General features: G+C 68.5%; 16 protein-coding genes. 3 read left to right on the forward strand and 13 right to left on the reverse strand.

Annotated features, from left to right (window positions below; translation table 11 throughout):
- Nucleotides 1-1,196: methylmalonyl-CoA mutase family protein (locus tag ACWDTP_RS31415; RefSeq protein WP_450027122.1), on the reverse strand; the 1,196-nt coding region annotated here is incomplete at its 3' end.
- 139 nt (nucleotides 1,197-1,335) lie between these two features.
- Between ACWDTP_RS31415 and ACWDTP_RS31420 the strand changes: the two genes are divergently transcribed.
- A complete protein-coding gene (locus ACWDTP_RS31420; RefSeq protein WP_450027123.1) occupies nucleotides 1,336-2,085 on the forward strand; it encodes a TVP38/TMEM64 family protein in 750 nt (249 codons plus the stop codon).
- Between the two features lie 8 nt (nucleotides 2,086-2,093).
- On the opposite strand, the gene ACWDTP_RS31425 is transcribed toward ACWDTP_RS31420, so the two are convergent.
- Genes ACWDTP_RS31425 through ACWDTP_RS31435 form a run of 3 tightly spaced genes read right to left on the reverse strand, consistent with a single transcriptional unit; the run spans nucleotide 2,094 to nucleotide 4,152 of the window.
- Complete coding sequence (locus ACWDTP_RS31425; RefSeq protein WP_450027124.1) at nucleotides 2,094-2,459, reverse strand: DoxX family protein; 366 nt, start codon at nucleotides 2,457-2,459, stop codon at nucleotides 2,094-2,096.
- A gap of 41 nt (nucleotides 2,460-2,500) precedes the next feature.
- Nucleotides 2,501-3,700 (reverse strand): SPFH domain-containing protein, encoded by a 1,200-nt coding sequence (locus ACWDTP_RS31430; RefSeq protein ID WP_450027125.1) that lies wholly within the window; start codon nucleotides 3,698-3,700, stop codon nucleotides 2,501-2,503.
- A gap of 20 nt (nucleotides 3,701-3,720) precedes the next feature.
- Entirely contained in the window at nucleotides 3,721-4,152 is a 432-nt protein-coding gene (locus ACWDTP_RS31435; protein ID WP_450027126.1) for an NfeD family protein, read from the reverse strand.
- 57 nt (nucleotides 4,153-4,209) lie between these two features.
- Here ACWDTP_RS31435 and ACWDTP_RS31440 point away from each other — a divergent pair, with 57 nt between their 5' ends.
- Nucleotides 4,210-5,067 (forward strand): hypothetical protein, encoded by an 858-nt coding sequence (locus ACWDTP_RS31440; RefSeq protein ID WP_450027127.1) that lies wholly within the window; start codon nucleotides 4,210-4,212, stop codon nucleotides 5,065-5,067.
- Here ACWDTP_RS31440 and ACWDTP_RS31445 read toward each other — a convergent pair.
- The 9 genes from ACWDTP_RS31445 to ACWDTP_RS31485 form a co-directional block, all read right to left on the reverse strand.
- Entirely contained in the window at nucleotides 5,064-6,083 is a 1,020-nt protein-coding gene (locus ACWDTP_RS31445; RefSeq protein WP_450027128.1) for a ferrochelatase, read from the reverse strand. The two genes, ACWDTP_RS31440 and ACWDTP_RS31445, sit on opposite strands and share 4 nt — an antisense overlap.
- A 92-nt stretch (nucleotides 6,084-6,175) precedes the next feature.
- The gene (inhA, locus tag ACWDTP_RS31450) at nucleotides 6,176-6,985 is read right to left on the reverse strand and encodes an NADH-dependent enoyl-ACP reductase InhA (RefSeq protein ID WP_450027129.1); all 810 of its coding nucleotides are present in this window, start codon (nucleotides 6,983-6,985) and stop codon (nucleotides 6,176-6,178) included.
- Between the two features lie 29 nt (nucleotides 6,986-7,014).
- Nucleotides 7,015-7,743, reverse strand: a complete 729-nt coding sequence (gene fabG1 / locus ACWDTP_RS31455) for a 3-oxoacyl-ACP reductase FabG1 (protein WP_450027130.1) — start codon at nucleotides 7,741-7,743, stop codon at nucleotides 7,015-7,017.
- 97 nt (nucleotides 7,744-7,840) lie between these two features.
- A complete protein-coding gene (locus ACWDTP_RS31460; protein WP_450027131.1) occupies nucleotides 7,841-8,848 on the reverse strand; it encodes a VWA domain-containing protein in 1,008 nt (335 codons plus the stop codon).
- A 49-nt stretch (nucleotides 8,849-8,897) separates the two neighbouring features.
- Nucleotides 8,898-9,842, reverse strand: a complete 945-nt coding sequence (locus ACWDTP_RS31465) for a DUF58 domain-containing protein (RefSeq protein WP_450027132.1) — start codon at nucleotides 9,840-9,842, stop codon at nucleotides 8,898-8,900.
- Nucleotides 9,839-11,002 carry a chaperone MoxR1 gene (gene moxR1, locus ACWDTP_RS31470; protein ID WP_450027133.1) on the reverse strand — a complete coding sequence of 388 codons (1,164 nt, stop codon included), beginning with the start codon at nucleotides 11,000-11,002 and terminating at the stop codon, nucleotides 9,839-9,841. The genes ACWDTP_RS31465 and moxR1 overlap by 4 nt, the downstream gene beginning before the upstream one ends.
- Before the next feature lie 133 nt (nucleotides 11,003-11,135).
- Nucleotides 11,136-11,828, reverse strand: a complete 693-nt coding sequence (gene ripB, locus ACWDTP_RS31475) for an NlpC/P60 family peptidoglycan endopeptidase RipB (RefSeq protein WP_450027134.1) — start codon at nucleotides 11,826-11,828, stop codon at nucleotides 11,136-11,138.
- Between the two features lie 10 nt (nucleotides 11,829-11,838).
- Nucleotides 11,839-13,314 carry an NlpC/P60 family peptidoglycan endopeptidase RipA gene (gene ripA / locus ACWDTP_RS31480; RefSeq protein ID WP_450027135.1) on the reverse strand — a complete coding sequence of 492 codons (1,476 nt, stop codon included), beginning with the start codon at nucleotides 13,312-13,314 and terminating at the stop codon, nucleotides 11,839-11,841.
- Between the two features lie 227 nt (nucleotides 13,315-13,541).
- A complete protein-coding gene (locus ACWDTP_RS31485) occupies nucleotides 13,542-14,141 on the reverse strand; it encodes an Rv1476 family membrane protein (protein WP_450027136.1) in 600 nt (199 codons plus the stop codon).
- A gap of 254 nt (nucleotides 14,142-14,395) precedes the next feature.
- Here ACWDTP_RS31485 and ACWDTP_RS31490 point away from each other — a divergent pair.
- Nucleotides 14,396-15,311: aconitase family protein (locus ACWDTP_RS31490; RefSeq protein WP_450027137.1), on the forward strand; the 916-nt coding region annotated here is incomplete at its 3' end.

A 15,311-nucleotide genomic window follows, 5' to 3' on the forward strand; every position in this document is an offset into this window, starting at 1 on the left:
TGGGCGGTGAGATCCTCGACGAACCACGATCCGCCCGCCGGATCGAGAACCCGCCCGATGTGGGACTCCTCCAGCAGCAGCAGCTGGGTGTTACGGGCGATGCGCCGCGCGAAACTGACCGACGTGCCGTCCAATCCGCCGGGGATCGCCACGTCGAACGGCTGCACCTGTATAGTGTCGGCTCCCCCGACGCCGGCCGAGAATGCCGCCAGCGTGGTGCGCAGCATGTTCACCCACGGGTCGCGCTGCGTCATCATGGGCAACGACGTCACCGCGTGCAGGGTGGCGGCTCCCGCGTCCGGGGCGCCGACGACCTCGGCCACCCGGGCCCAGAGTTGACGTGCGGCACGCAGTTTCGCGATCGTCATGAACTGGTCGTCGTCGGCCGCGTACCGGAAACTGATCTGCTGCAACGCTTGTGCGCCGTCGATTCCAGCGTCGCCGAGTGCCCGCAGGTAGTCCACGCCTGCCGCGACCGCACCGGCCAGCTCCCAGGCCGCACTGGCGCCGGCGTTGTGCAACGTCGGGCCGTCCACCGTGACGGCCCGCACCCGGCCCGCATACCCGGTCAACTTCGCGGCGGCCGCCACCACATCGGCGATCTGCGCGGCGGGGGCACCGGACGTGAACGGATCGGCGCCCAGGTCCACCGAAAGGCGCGAGCGCTGATCGTCGTCGAGGCCACTCAGCAGGGCGAGCACCGCATCCACGGTGGCCGGGTAGTCCAGATCGGCGCTGCTGAAGACAACCGGAACCAGGTCGAGGAAAACGCCGTCGAACGCGCGGTCCAGGTCGGCGGCCGCCACCCCGGACCCGCCGACCCGCACGGCCAGTGCGCTGGCGCCCTCGGTCAGCGCGACCAGCATCGCACCGTTGACCGTCTCGACGCCGGAACCAGGGACGATCGGAAAGGCTTCGACGACCTTCCAGCCCGATTTGACGTCCCGCGCCGCGTCGCCACCGCGGATATAGGGCCACCGGCCCGGCAGCGCCGGGTCGGGCCGGGCATCGAGGGCGGTGTAGAGCGGCCGGACCGGGAAACCCTCGTAGGTGGCCGTATCCAGCAGCCGCTCGGGTTCGGCGGGCAGATCCGCGGGATCGCGCCTACCGCCCTTGGTCAGCACCCCGGCGACCGCGGTCCGCCACTGCTCGCGGCCGGCCTCGACCGAACTGGACTCCTGTACCGACACCCGCATCTCCTGTTATCGCAGCGTGTGACCTACCCACTCGCTCCTCAGGCTAAATGATCCCCAACACCCGGTCGCCCGCCGGGCACCGGCCTCACAGCACCTCGCGGGGGTGCGCGAACGGTTCCGGCCCGTACTCTTGGTAAGCGTGAAACCCGTCGTCAGCACCCTGCGTACCGTGCGCGGTGCGGTGATGACGACGGCCGCGCAACTGTCCACCCGTCGCATCCTCACGATCCTTGTTGGCATTGTGATCCTCGTCGCAGTCGCCGCGCTGGTTCCGCTGCCGAGTGCCATGCAGCTGCGGGATTGGGCCACGTCGGTAGGGCCGTGGTTCCCGCTGGCCTTCCTCGGCGCCCACATCGTGGCGACCGTCTTCCCGTTTCCCCGTACCGCCTTCACCCTGGCGGCGGGTCTGCTGTTCGGTCCGGCCCTCGGCGTGGCGATCGCCGTGGTGGCCAGCTCGGTCAGTGCGGTCATCGCTCTGCTGTTGATCCGCGCCGCCGGTTGGCAGCTCAGCCGGCTGTTACGCCATCCCCGGCTCGATTCGCTGGATGCCCGGCTGCGCCAGCGCGGCTGGCCGGTGGTCATCTCGATGCGGCTGATCCCGGCGGTGCCGTTCTCGGTGCTGAACTACGCCGCGGGCGCCTCGTCGGTGCGGCCGGTGCCCTACAGCATCGCCACGGTGATCGGCCTGCTGCCGGGGACGGCCGCCGTCGTCGTTCTGGGCGACGCGCTGACCGGCAATATCAGCCCGTTGCTGTTCGCGGTGTCGCTGTGTACCGCGGCGCTTGGCGTGGCCGGGCTGGTGTACGAGGTCCGCAGCCACCGGCGCGAACAACGCGATGCCCGGCCGGCCTCGCCCGATTCTCCCGCCGAGCCGGCCGTTACCGGCTGAGCCGGCCGTTACCGGCTGAGCCGGCGATCGGCCGGTCGGGTCCCCTTGGCCGTCAGGACCGCGAACGTCGCCAGAAACCCCGCCGCCGGAATCATGTTCACGGGTTTGTCGTGCACGCGGACGTGCGCGCCGACCGCCAGCACGAAGTACACGGTCAGCAGCGCGGTCGTCAGCCGCCCCAAGGCCGGATAGCGCCCGGCCGCCAGCAGTCCCACCGCCGACGCCCCCTTGATCACCGGGAAGATCCATCGGATCCGCGGTGGCACGCCGACGTCGTCGAACGCCTGCACGACCGGCGGCGCGTTCAGCGCGCACGCCACGGCGTCGCCCGCCTGGAGCGCGGCCAGCGCGGCGTAGGTCTTGGGGAGAGACATGCCTCCACGCTAGCCAACCGGGGCCGCGCCCGAAACACCTGTCACGCGCGGTGCGCACCACCGGGCAGTTCCTGCGGCGGGGCGTCGCCCTCCAGTGGGGGCTGCGGTGACGGCTTCGGCGCCGAGCCCAGCAGCGGTGTCGTCGTCCTGGCCTCGGCCTCGGCCTTGGCGACGGCCTGGGCGATCTTCGGATCGGTTTCGGTGGAGAACCACTCGGCGACCTCGTCGCTGTCGTCCTCGGGTTTGGGCAGGTCCTCGTCCACCGGTGGCGGGGTGTAGCGGAACACCCCGTCCTCGCCGGGTGCGCCCAGCATCTTGGTGAACCCCTGCAACGCCGAGCCGAAATCCGACGGCACCAGCCACACCTTGTTGGCCTCGCCCTTGGCCATCTGCGGCAGCGTCTGCAGATACTGATAGGCCAGCATCTCGGGCGTGGGCCTGCCGGCCTTGATCGCCGCGAAGGTCTTCTCGATGGCCTTGGCCTGGCCCTGCGCCTGCAGGTACTGGGCGGCCCGTTCACCCTGAGCCCGCAGCATCCGGGACTGCCGGTCGGCCTCGGCCGCCAGGATCGCGGCCTGCTTGGCGCCCTCGGCCGCCAGGATCTGGGACTGCTTCTGACCTTCGGCCTGTTTGATCGAGGACTCGCGGACACCCTCGGCGGTCAGGATCATCGCCCGCTTGTCCCGATCTGCCTTCATCTGCTTCTCCATCGACTCCTGGATCGACGGTGGCGGATCGATGCTGCGCAATTCGACCCGCGCCACCCGCAGTCCCCAGCGCCCGGTGGCCTCGTCGAGGACCCCGCGCAGCTGCTGGTTGATCAAGTCGCGGGAGGTCAGGGTCTGTTCCAGGGTCATACCGCCGACCACGTTGCGCAGCGTGGTGGTGGTCAACTGCTCCACACCGACGATGTAGTTGCTGATCTCGTACACCGCGGCCTGCGGATTGGTCACCCGGAAGTACACGACGGTGTCGATGGCCAGCGTCAGGTTGTCCTCGGTGATCACCCCCTGCGGCGGGAACGACACCACCCGCTCGCGCAGGTCGACCCGGGCCCGGATCCGGTCGATGAACGGCACCAGCAGCGTCAGCTGGCCGCTGACGGTGCGGCTGTAGCGGCCGAGCCGCTCGATCACCGCAGCCTCGGCCTGCGGGATCAGCGCGACCGATTTGGCGACCACGACGACCGCGAACAGCACCAGCACGACCAGTAGGACCAGGCCGGTTACGGCACCTTCCATGGGGTTCCCTCCTCGAGGTTCTATGCCCTGAACACGACTGCGGTGGCACCGTCGATCCGCACCACGGTGACGTGCTCACCGGCCTCGTACACTTCGTCGTCGTTCAACGGCCGGGCCGTCCACACTTCGCCGTCCAACTTGACCTGCCCCTCATGCTCGGCGACCCGATCGAGCACCAGCGCGGGTTTGCCCTCCAACGCCTTCACCGGCTCCGGCAGGCCCTCGCCCGCCTCGAAGCGGCGCCGCAGGGCCGGGCGGACCAGCACCAGCATCAACACCGAAACCGCAAGGAACACCGCGCCGTCGGCCCAGATCGGCCAATCCAGCAACCAGCTGGTCCCGGTCGCCGCCAGCGCTCCCCCTGCCAGCATCAGCAGAAACATGTCCCCGGTCAGGGCCTCGGCCCCGGCCAACCCGATGGCCAGGATGAGCCAGATCAGCGGGACGGGCATACGCCCACCCTAGCGAATCCGGCCTGATCGGCGGCCGACAATTACACTGCTGGCATCATGTGGTGTCCAAGTGCAACCCTGTCGATGTGGGCCAACGCCTGGCTCGCCGGAGCCGCCGCGCCTGACGATGTTCTCGATGCGCTATCGCAATGGGCGCCAATGCATTCTGTGACCGCCTACGATTCGGTGGCCGCCACCCGGACCGGGTTGCCCTGGCCCGAGTTGGAGGACTCCGGTTCGGTGTCGCTGCTGCAGACCCTGCGGACCGCGGTCGGGCGCGCCGCCCTGGGGCCGTCGATCACCGTCGTCCAGCCGGTCTCCGGTGACGTCCGCGGCCTGCCCGCGGGCACCCAGTTCCAGCGCGACGCGTTGACGGTGGGCGAAGCGGTCATCCTGACCCACGACCAACTCGACGGCGTCGGCCTGGTACCCGAGTTCGAATACTTCGAACTCGACGATGTGGAAACGCCTTCCACCTTCGAACCCGAACCCAGGGCCCTGTCCTGGACGGCGTATTCGCTGCCCACGTTGCCGGTACCGCAGCACTACGAACTGGGCGAGGCCGAGTACGACCTGCGGGCCGCGGTCCGGGCGGCCGCCGACACGCTGGGCTCGCTGCGCGCCGAGGTCGGCGCCGATGTCGACGATCCGCGCGGCATGGTCGAGCAGATCCTCGAGGCCAACCGGCTGCACCACATCCCCGACCACGCGCCGACGCGGGCCGTGCGGGTGCTGGAGAACGCGGCGCACGTCGACGCGATCATCGCGGTGAGCTCCGGGTTGATGCCGATCGGGTTGCAGTCCTCATCGGAGGTCCAGATCGCCGGGGATGCCCTGCGGCCGCTGGCCCAGGTGGTCCGCTCGGCGCGCCTGGCCGCGTTGGACGCGATCCTGCGGTCGGCCTGGCGGGATTAGTCCGGCGGGCCGCAGCACTCCGGTGCGCACGGCACACCGTTCACACTGGACCCGTACCCGGGCACCGGATCCGGACCGGCGCAGCGCCGGGGCGCGGCACCGCTGCACACCTCGTCGATCAGCCCGGCCGCCAACCGGGCGAATCGCGGATCGGCGTTCGGGGTGGACGCCCGGGCGAACGCGATGCCCAATCGTTCAGCCTGCTCCCGTAATTCGCAGTCCAGATCCCAGACCACCTCGATATGGTCGGCCACGAAACCGATCGGGCACACGATGACCGCACGGGTTCCCCGCTCCCCCAGCAGGTCCAGGTGATCGGCGACATCGGGTTCGAGCCACGGGACCGACGGTGGCCCCGAGCGCGACTGCCACACCTGGTCGAACTCCCGGTAGCCCGCGGCCGCCGCGACCAGGCGGGCCGCGTACCCGACCTGGCGGCTGTAGAGCCGGGGCCCGTGCCGCTCGTCGGCGGCGATCGGCACCGAATGCGCGGTGAACACCAGCCGCGCGTCGTCGCGAAGTTCGGCGGGCAGCGACCCCGCGGCCGCCCCGATCGCGTCGGCGAACATCTCCACCAGCAGCGGATGATCGAAGTACTGGCGCAGCTTGACCAGCTCCGGCGCGCCGGCACCGACGGCCGCCCTGGCCCTGGCGATGTCCTCGACGTACTGCCTGCAGCTGGAATACCCGCCCCAGGCCGATGTGGTGAACACGGCCGCCCGGCCGATCCCGTCGTCCCGCATGACCGCAACGGTGTCCTCGACGAACGGGTCCCAGTTGCGATTGCCGAAATACACGGGCATACCGGGCAACTGGGCTCTGATCTGCTCGATCAGCGCACGGTTGATACCGTTGATCGGCGATACGCCGCCGAAATGAAGGTAATGCTCGGCGACGCCCTCCAGCCGTTCCCTCGGGATACCCCGTCCTCGGGTGACGTTCTCCAGGAACGGCATCACCTGGTCGGGGGCTTCCGGCCCACCGAAGGACAGCAGGAGCAGCGCGTCAAAACCCATGCCAGGCAGCCCTCCTCAGGTGTGTTCGGTACTCCCGAACACCAAGTTGAAGATTGCAGTCACCATGTGACTGCAATCTTCAGCGTAAGTGCCTACAGCAGCTGGGTGCTGGCGCCGCCGTCGGCGTAGATGATGGTGCCGGTGGTGGCGGGCAGCCAGTCCGACAGCAGGGCGCACACCGTCTTGGCGACCGGCGTCGGATCCTTCATATTCCAGCCGAGCGGGGCCCGCTGATCCCAGCCCTCCTCGAGCAGCTGCATCTGGGCACCGGCCTCGTCGCCGAGCGCACCGCCGACGATCGCGCTCATCGCCAGCGTCCGGATAGGCCCGGCCGCAACCAGATTCGATCGCACCCCGACCTTGCCGGCCTCTCGGGCGACGAACCGGTTGACCGATTCCAGCGCGCTCTTGGCCACCGTCATCCAGTTGTAGGCCGGCATCGCCCTGGTCGGGTCGAAGTCCATGCCGACGATGCCGCCGCCCGGACTCATGATCGGCAGCACGGCCTTGGCCAGCGAAGCGTACGAGAACGCCGAGATGTGAATGCCTTTGGCGACATCCTCGTAGGGCGCATCGAAGAACGGGTTGACGCCCATGCCGGTCTGCGGCATGAAGCCGATCGAGTGCACCACGCCGTCGATCCTGTTGCCCTCGCCGATCGCCGCGCCGATCCGCTCGGCCAGGGTCGCGAGGTGCTCCTCGTTCTGGACGTCCAGCTCCAGCAGCGGTGCCGGGTTCGGCAACCGGTCGGCGATGCGCTGGATCAGCTTCATCCGGTCGAAGCCGGTCAGCACCAGTTCCGCGCCCGCCTCCTGCGCCACCTTGGCAATGTGGAACGCGATGGAGGAATCGGTGATGATGCCCGTGACGAGGATGCGCTTGCCCTCGAGAAACCCTGCCATGTGTGTTGTCTCCTCTAGCCGATGTCTTCTTAGTGGCCCATGCCCATGCCGCCGTCGACCGGGATCACCGCACCGGCGATGTAGCTGGCATCCTCTGATGCCAGGAAGCTGACCGCACCGGCCACCTCCTCGGCGGTGCCGACCCGCTTGGCCGGGATGAACTCCAGCGCGCCCGCCTGGATCCGCTCGTCGAGCGCGCGGGTCATCTCGGTGTCGATGTAACCGGGGGCCACCACGTTCGCGGTCACCCCGGCCTTGGACAGCTCCCTGGAGATCGATCGCGCCATACCGATCAGGCCGGCCTTGGCGGCCGCGTAGTTGGCCTGGTTGCCGATGCCCCACATGCCCGAGACCGATCCGATGAAGATGATCCGGCCGAAGCGCTTGCGCTGCATGCTGCGCGACGCCCGCTGGGCCACCCGGAACGCCCCGGTGAGGTTGGCGTTGATGACGTTCTCGAACCGCTCCTCGGTCATCCGCATGAGAAACGCATCCTGGGAGATGCCGGCGTTGGACACCAGCACCTCGACCGCGCCCTGGTGCTCCTCGACCTCGGTGAACGCCCGGTCGACGGCCGCGTTGTCGGTGACGTCGCACTCGACGCCGAACAGCCCGTCGGGGGCTCCCGAGCCGCGGTGCGTCACGGCGACCTTGTGGCCGTCGGCGGCCAGGCGCTGGGCGATGGCCAGGCCGATACCCCGGTTGCCTCCCGTCACCAGCACGGATCGGGACACAAAGCCGGCAGCGCTGTCACTCATGCCCGCCAACCTATCGTCTCGCCAGTCGTTCGCCGAAATCGACACCAGGGCTGTTGTCGGCGCGAATCCACGACCGTGGTGTCGATCTCGACGCCACTCAGCCCGGCAACCGGCGGTTGATCATCAGCGCGGCGACCCCGGCCACCGCGAGCACCAGCGCACCGAGCCGCAGCCAGCCCAGGCTGGCATCGCCCTTGATGGTCTCGTAGCCGATCTGCTGCTGCAGCGAGGAGAACACCGCCTTCAGCTGTTCCAGGCTCGACGCCGTGAACGCGTCGCCGCCCGACAGCTGGGCGATCTTCTTGAGCATGTCGTCGTCGACCGGCACCGGCTGGCGCTGATCGTTGATCTCGACGAAGCCGTACGGCGTGCCGAAGGACACCGTGGAGATCGGCACGCCCTGGTCGTGCGCGGTGCGGGCCGCGGTGAAGGCGCCCTTGGGGTTGTCCGGATTGGACGGCACCGTCTCCTTACCGTCCGACATCAGCACGATGCGGGCCGGAGGTGCCTCGTCGCCGCCGCCGATCACCGCGCCGACGGTGGCGATCGCCTGCAGTGCGGTGAAGATGCCCTCGCCGGTGGCGGTGCGGTCGGCCAGTTGCAGCTTGTCCAGGCCGCTCTTGGTGGCGTCACGATTCGTCGTCGGCTGCACCAGCACGGTCGCGGTACCGGCGTAGGCGATCAGCCCGAGGTTGATGCCCGGCGTCAACTGGTCGGCGAACTGTTTGGCCGCCTCCTGCGCGGCGACCAGGCGGCTCGGCGCGACGTCGGTGGCCCGCATCGACTGCGATACATCGACCACCAGCATCACCACCGCGCGATTGCGGGGTATCCGGACATCGTGGGTCGGCCCGGCCATCGCGACCGTGAACAGCAGCAGCGAGATCACCATCAGGATCGCCGGCAGATGGCGCCAGCGCGTCGGCTGCTTGGGCGCCACGCTCTCCAGCAGTTCCATGTTGGCGAACCGCAGGATCCGTTGCTGACGTGCGCGCTGCACCAGGACGTAGAGCGCGACCAGGCCGGCCACCACGAGCAGGAACAGGAACCACCAGGCGTGCGCGAAGCCTGAAAGGCTCATCGGACCGAGTATCGGTAAAGTCATGTGCTACTTATCATTTCAGTTGGCTGTCGGATGCCGTCCTACTAAGCGTTCATCGGCGCGCCAGTGCGCCGCGCCGACGGCTCGCCACGAACCGCACCACGTCGGCGATCCAGTCCCGGTCGGTACGCAGGCTCAGCAGCGGGGCGTCGCAGCGCCGCAGGGTGCGGGCCACCTCTTCCCGATGCGTCGCCGCGGCCCGTTCGAAGTCACTGCGCAGTTGCGGGTCGATGGTGAAGTCACGGGTCACCCCGGTCTCGGTGTCCTGCAGGATGACATCGCCGACCTCGGGCAGTTCGACGTCGCGCGGGTCGAGGATCTCGATGCCGAGCACCTCGTGGCGACCGGCGATGGCCCGCAGGGGGCGCATCCAGTTGATCGGCCCGAGGAAATCGCTGATGATCACCGCCATCCCGCGCCTGCGCTCGGGCCGGCGCAGCGCGTCGATGGCCGCACCAAGGTCGCCGCGGGTCCCGGTCGGCGCCTTGGGCATGGTGGCGATGGTGCGCAGCAGCTCCCGCTCGTGCATGCGGCCCGACAGTGCGGGCACCCGCCGGACCGTGTCGCCGTTGGCGATGACGGCGCCGATCCGGTTGCCACCTCCGCTGTTGAGGAAGGTGATCGCGGCGGCGGCCGCCACGGCCAGGTCACGCTTCTCGCAGCCGACCGTGCCGAAGTCCAGGCTGGCCGACATGTCGATCACCAGCCAGGTCTCCAGCTCCCGGTCGGCGATCATCTGCCGCACGTGCGGATGCGTCGTGCGGGCCGTCACCGACCAGTCCATCCGGCGCACATCGTCGCCGGGCTGGTAGAGCCGCGACTCCCCCGGTTCCGAACCGGGCCCCGGCAGCAGCCCGAGGTGGTCGCCGTGCAGCACACCGTCGAGCTTGCGGCGCACGGTGAGCTCGAGCTTGCGCAGCGCCGCCGAGAGCGCCGGATCGCGGATCTCCCCGCGCTTCAGTGACGGAAGGTCGACCGCGCGTCGTGAACTGGTCACCGACCACCGGCCGCGGCGGCTGCGGCGGGAGTGGCGGCCGGAACCGAATGACCTTGTTGCGGAAGGGCATTCACCTGCGGCAGCGCCACGGTCTGCAAGATCCGGTTGACCACCGTCTCCGAGGACACCTCATCGGCCAGCGCATCGTAGGTCAGCACCAGGCGATGCCGCAGGACGTCGGGAATCACCTCGACCACGTCCTGCGGGATGACGTAGTCACGCCCCCGCACCAACGCCAGCGCCCTGGCCGCCGAGATGATGCCGAGCGACGCACGCGGCGACGCGCCGTAGGCGATCCACGCCTTGGCGTCGGGCATGCCGAACTTGTCCGGCTCGCGGGTCGCGGTGACCACCCGCACCACGTAGTCGACCAGCGCATGGTGCACGAAGGTGTTGGCCGCGAGTTCCTGCAGCCGCAGCAGATCGCTGGTGTCGAGGATCTGCTTGGGCTCCGGCGGCTTGACGCCCATCCGGTAGATGATCTCGCGCTCCTCCTCGGGCGTCGGGTAGCCGACGTTGAGCTTGAACAGGAAGCGGTCGCGCTGGGCTTCGGGGAGCTGGTAGACACCCTCCTGCTCGATCGGGTTCTGGGTGGCCATCACCAGGAACGGGCTCGGCAGGGCGAACGTCTGGCCGCCGATCGAGATCTTGCGCTCGGCCATGATCTCCAGCAGCGCCGACTGCACCTTGGCGGGCGCGCGGTTGATCTCGTCGGCCAGCAGGAAGTTCACCACCACGGGGCCGAGTTCGATGTCGAAGTCTTCCTTGCCCTGCCGGTAGATGCGGGTACCGACGATGTCGGTGGGCACCAGGTCCGGGGTGAACTGGATACGCGCGAACGTACCGCCGACCACCTTGGCGAAGGTCTCCACCGCCAGGGTCTTGGCGACCCCGGGAACACCCTCGAGCAGGACGTGCCCCTTGGCCAGCAGGCCGACGAGCATCCGCTCGACCAGCTGATCCTGGCCGACGATGATCCGCTTGACCTCGAAGATCGCCCGTTCCAGGGTATGCACCTCGGCCTGCAGACCACCGTTGGTGGCTGGCTGCGGGGCGGCCGGGGCGGCATGGGAGCCGGGCGGGCCGGGCGGAAAGCCTGGTGCGGGGCTCGAGCCGGGATATCCTCCGGCGCCCTGCGGCGGTCCACTCGGTGACGTCATCAACTTCCTCCCACGGTATTCATCTGCAACGCTGGTCCAGCGATTGTCCAAGCCGGGCGATCAGTCACCCGAAGTCAACTATTCCAGGCACTTCGACATCCGTCGACGCTGGCCGCATGTGCTCAGCTTCCCCTCAGGATTCGACGATGCGCGCCGCATAGGGCTGAAGACCTGAGGTACGCACCGGGCTCACCGTCACCTTGTCGGCACTTCCGGACGCCTCGAGCATCTTGCCGCCGCCCAGGTACATGGCCACGTGCTGGCTGCCTCCCGGCCCCCAGAACAGCAGGTCGCCCCGCTTGGCCTGGGCCACCGGAACCTTGCGCCCGGTGTTGTACTGATCGCCCGAGTACTTGGGGATCAGTACGCCGACGCCGGCGTAGGCGTACTGGGTCAGGCCCGAGCAGTCGAAGCCGACGGTGTTCGCGCCCGAGTCGATGCCGGTGGACGGACCGCTGGGCTTTCCGCCACCCCACGAGTACGGCACACCCATCTGTGACCCGCCCCGCCGGATCGCGTACTCGATGGCCTGCGGGCCGCGGACGTTGCCCGCCGCCACCCCGGTAGGCGCATCGTTGACCAGCCCGAGGCTGGCCAGGAACTTGCGTCCCAACCCCATGGTGACCTCGGTCGCCTGCGCGGTCGCGGCCAGCGACGCATTGGCGACCGCCAGCGGGTCGCCCGGTGCGCCGGAGCTGATCAGCTTCGGCAGCGTCGGATCCCACTGTCCGTCGTCGGGCGCGGCACCGGCGGGTGCGACCAGCCCGATTATCGCGACGGCGAGCGCCGCGATGACGGTCAGGCAACGTAAGACGAAGGAGCGCAAGGTATTCCCATCAGTATTCGATAAGCCGGGTGACATAAGGGGTCATGCCGCTGGTGCGGACGGGCGAGATCTTGACGGTCGACCCGGTGTAGGGAGCCTCGAGCATCTGCCCGTCGCCCAGGAACATCGCGACGTGCTGGCTGGCGTTGGGGCCGTAGAAGATCATGTCGCCGCGGCGCATCTGCGAGGACGGGACTTTCCGCCCGGCGTTGTACTGCGACCCCGAATAGTGGTCGAGCTTGATACCGACACCGGCGAACATGTAGAGCATCAGCCCCGAGCAGTCGAAGCCGACGGTGCCCGCGCCCGAGTCGATTCCGCGGCTGGGCCCGGCCGCGTTGCCACCACCCCACGAGTACGGCACGCCCATCTGCGACATGCCGCGGCGGATCACGTACTCCATCGCCTGGCGCCCGTACACCCGCGGAATGGCTCCGTTGGTGTAGCCGGTCGGGGTGGGCAGGATGCCGAGCTTCTGCAGGAACGTGCGGCCCATGTTCTGGGTGACCTGCGCCGAGGTCGACGAGATCCCGAGAATGGTGTTGATGATCGCGACCGGGTCACCGCTGACGAATGCGCTGGGAATCTGCGGCAACGTGGGATCCCATGCGAGGTCCCAGTTCTGGCCCGACCGGGCCGGTGCGCCGGGCGCGTGGTCCCAATTGTCTGACTGCGCCTGCTGCGGCGCCGGCTGCCCGGCGGGGGGCGCGGGCGCCGACATCGAAGCCTTGCGCACCTGGGCGAGCTGGGCCTGCGCGGCCGAGCGTTCGGCGGTCAGCCGCTGCAGTTCGCCCTGCTGGGTGCTGAACGTCTCCTGCGCCCCCTTGAGCGCGGACACCGCGCTGTCCTGGCTGGCCTGGGCATCGGCGGCGGCCTGGTCGGCCTTCTGCTTGGCCAGCCGGGCGGTCGACTCGCGGTTGACCTGCTCGGTGCGAGAACGCTGCAGCTTGGCCATCGCCTGATCGGCGCTGGCGGTCAGGGTTTGGCCGGTGGCGACGGTGTTGACGATATCGCCGGGATCAGAGGCGGTCAGGTAGGAATCGGACGGCCCGCTGATGTAGGTGGCCGCGGCGAACGTGTCGAAACGCTGCTGCGCGGCGTCGATCGCGGCGTTGGCGTCGGTGATGCCCTGCTGGCTCGCGTCCACCTCCTGCTGAGCGGCGGCCGCGGCGTCGCGCGCACCCTGCACGTCGACGATCGCCTTGTTGACGCGTTCCTGCTGGGCCTGGATCTCGGCACCGAGGTTCTGCAGCTTCTGGTCGGCGTTGGCCACCGCGGCGACGAGTGTCGAGACGCTCTCCGGACCGCCGGGGTCGGCGACCGCGGGTCCGCCGCCCGACATCGCGGTGGCCAACAGCAACCCGAATGTCACCGGCACGGCGATGATGCGGCTGTACCGCCGGACCGCGGCGGCCCGATCCGCTCCTCGCGTCCGCGAAGCTCGATCTGACCCGCGCGTCCGCAGGGCGCGAACGGTGCGTTTCATTCGACTCAAGTCTCCTCAACGACGGCCCACCGGCAGATTTGCCCAGCGCCTTTGCCGCAGAAGTCACATGAAGCACAACTACAACAATAGGTACCGTCTGCACCGTACGTCACAGCAGAAGCTAATGAAACTTTAGTCACAAATTACAAATATGTAATTGCGAATAGTGTTACCGATCAGTGATATTCGGCGAATTTCCGAACGAATGTTCGAGGGATTATGTGCGGTTATTCGGTGGCCGCGGACGCCCCCGCCGAGGCTCCTGTCGATGCCTCCGATGCGGCCGATTGTTTGCCACGTACCTGCAAGAACCGGGTCAGCACGGAGGCCGCGGCCACGCCGAGCACCAGCACGACCGTCAACGCCGTCCAGGGAAAGTCGGGAGTGGTCAACTGGCCGACGAAATTCTTCGCCGATGACACCGCATCACCCGTTTTGGCGACATCCTGACCGGCCTCCAACGTCACCCTGTCGACCGACGGGCTATAGGTGCCCGCGAATGACGGACTCAGCGCCAACACCGTCGAACCGGGATTGGCCTGTCCCACCTCCGAAGCGATATCGCGGAGCGGTGTGTCGATCGCCGGGTTGCGCGGCAACACCACGATCTTGAGATCGATACCCTCCTGGCGCGCATCGTTGACCACCTGGCGCAACCCCTGGACGTCGGCGGCGGGTGCACTCACGCCGTCGTCGCGCACATCGGCCTGCACCGCCACCATGCACTGCGCCACATCGTCGAACGGACCCGGATCGATGCCGACGGTGTCACACACCTCGACCGGTATGAAGGCCGGGAGGACGGGGATGACGTGCGGTCCGGTCACAGGGGCACGGTACGCCGTGGCGACCGCCGGCGGTGAATCGACACCGGCCCGAGTCCGGCATCGTCACCGTCCCGAGCACCTGGCGTCACCCGCCCGTGACGCGAGGGCCGCGAATTCGGCCAACCGAGTGGCAGCCCGCGGCCTCGAGGGGAAGACTGGGCCCCGGCCGCGAGCCGCTTGCAGGACAAGCGTACTGTTAACGTCGGAACGCCGCTGACACAGCCCGTCGCGGCGAGATCGAGCCGGGAGTTGATGTGAGCAGCGAAAATACGACAAGTTCGTCCCTTAACTCATTTGGTGCCCGTGACACCCTGACCGTCGGGGACCAGAGCTACGAGATCTACCGCCTGAACGCGGTGCCGGGCACCGAGAGGCTTCCCTACAGCCTCAAGGTGCTGGCCGAGAACCTGCTTCGCACCGAGGACGGCGCCAACATCACCAAGGACCACATCGAAGCGATCGCCAATTGGGACGCCTCGGCCGATCCGAGCATCGAGATCCAGTTCACGCCGGCCCGCGTGATCATGCAGGACTTCACCGGAGTGCCCTGCATCGTCGACCTCGCCACCATGCGCGAGGCGGTCGCGGCCCTGGGCGGCGACCCCGACAAGGTCAACCCACTCTCCCCCGCCGAGTTGGTCATCGACCACTCGGTGATCCTCGACGTGTTCGGCAACGCGGGCGCGTTCGAGCGCAACGTCGAGCTCGAATACGAGCGCAACGGTGAGCGCTATCAGTTCCTGCGTTGGGGCCAGGGCGCTTTCGACGACTTCAAAGTCGTCCCGCCGGGCACCGGCATCGTGCATCAGGTCAACATCGAATACCTCGCCCGCACGGTGATGGTGCGCGACGGCAAGGCCTACCCCGACACCTGCGTGGGCACCGACAGCCACACCACGATGGTCAACGGCCTTGGCGTGCTGGGCTGGGGCGTCGGCGGGATCGAGGCCGAGGCCGCGATGCTCGGCCAGCCCGTCTCGATGCTGATCCCCCGCGTCGTCGGCTTCAAGCTGACCGGTGAGATCAAGCCCGGTGTGACCGCCACCGACGTGGTGCTGACCGTCACCGACATGCTCCGCCAGCACGGTGTGGTCGGCAAGTTCGTCGAGATCTACGGCAAGGGCCTGGCCGAGTTGCCGCTCGCCAACAGCGCCACCCTGGCCACATCTC

This window comes from Mycobacterium sp. NPDC003449 (assembly GCF_053588415.1).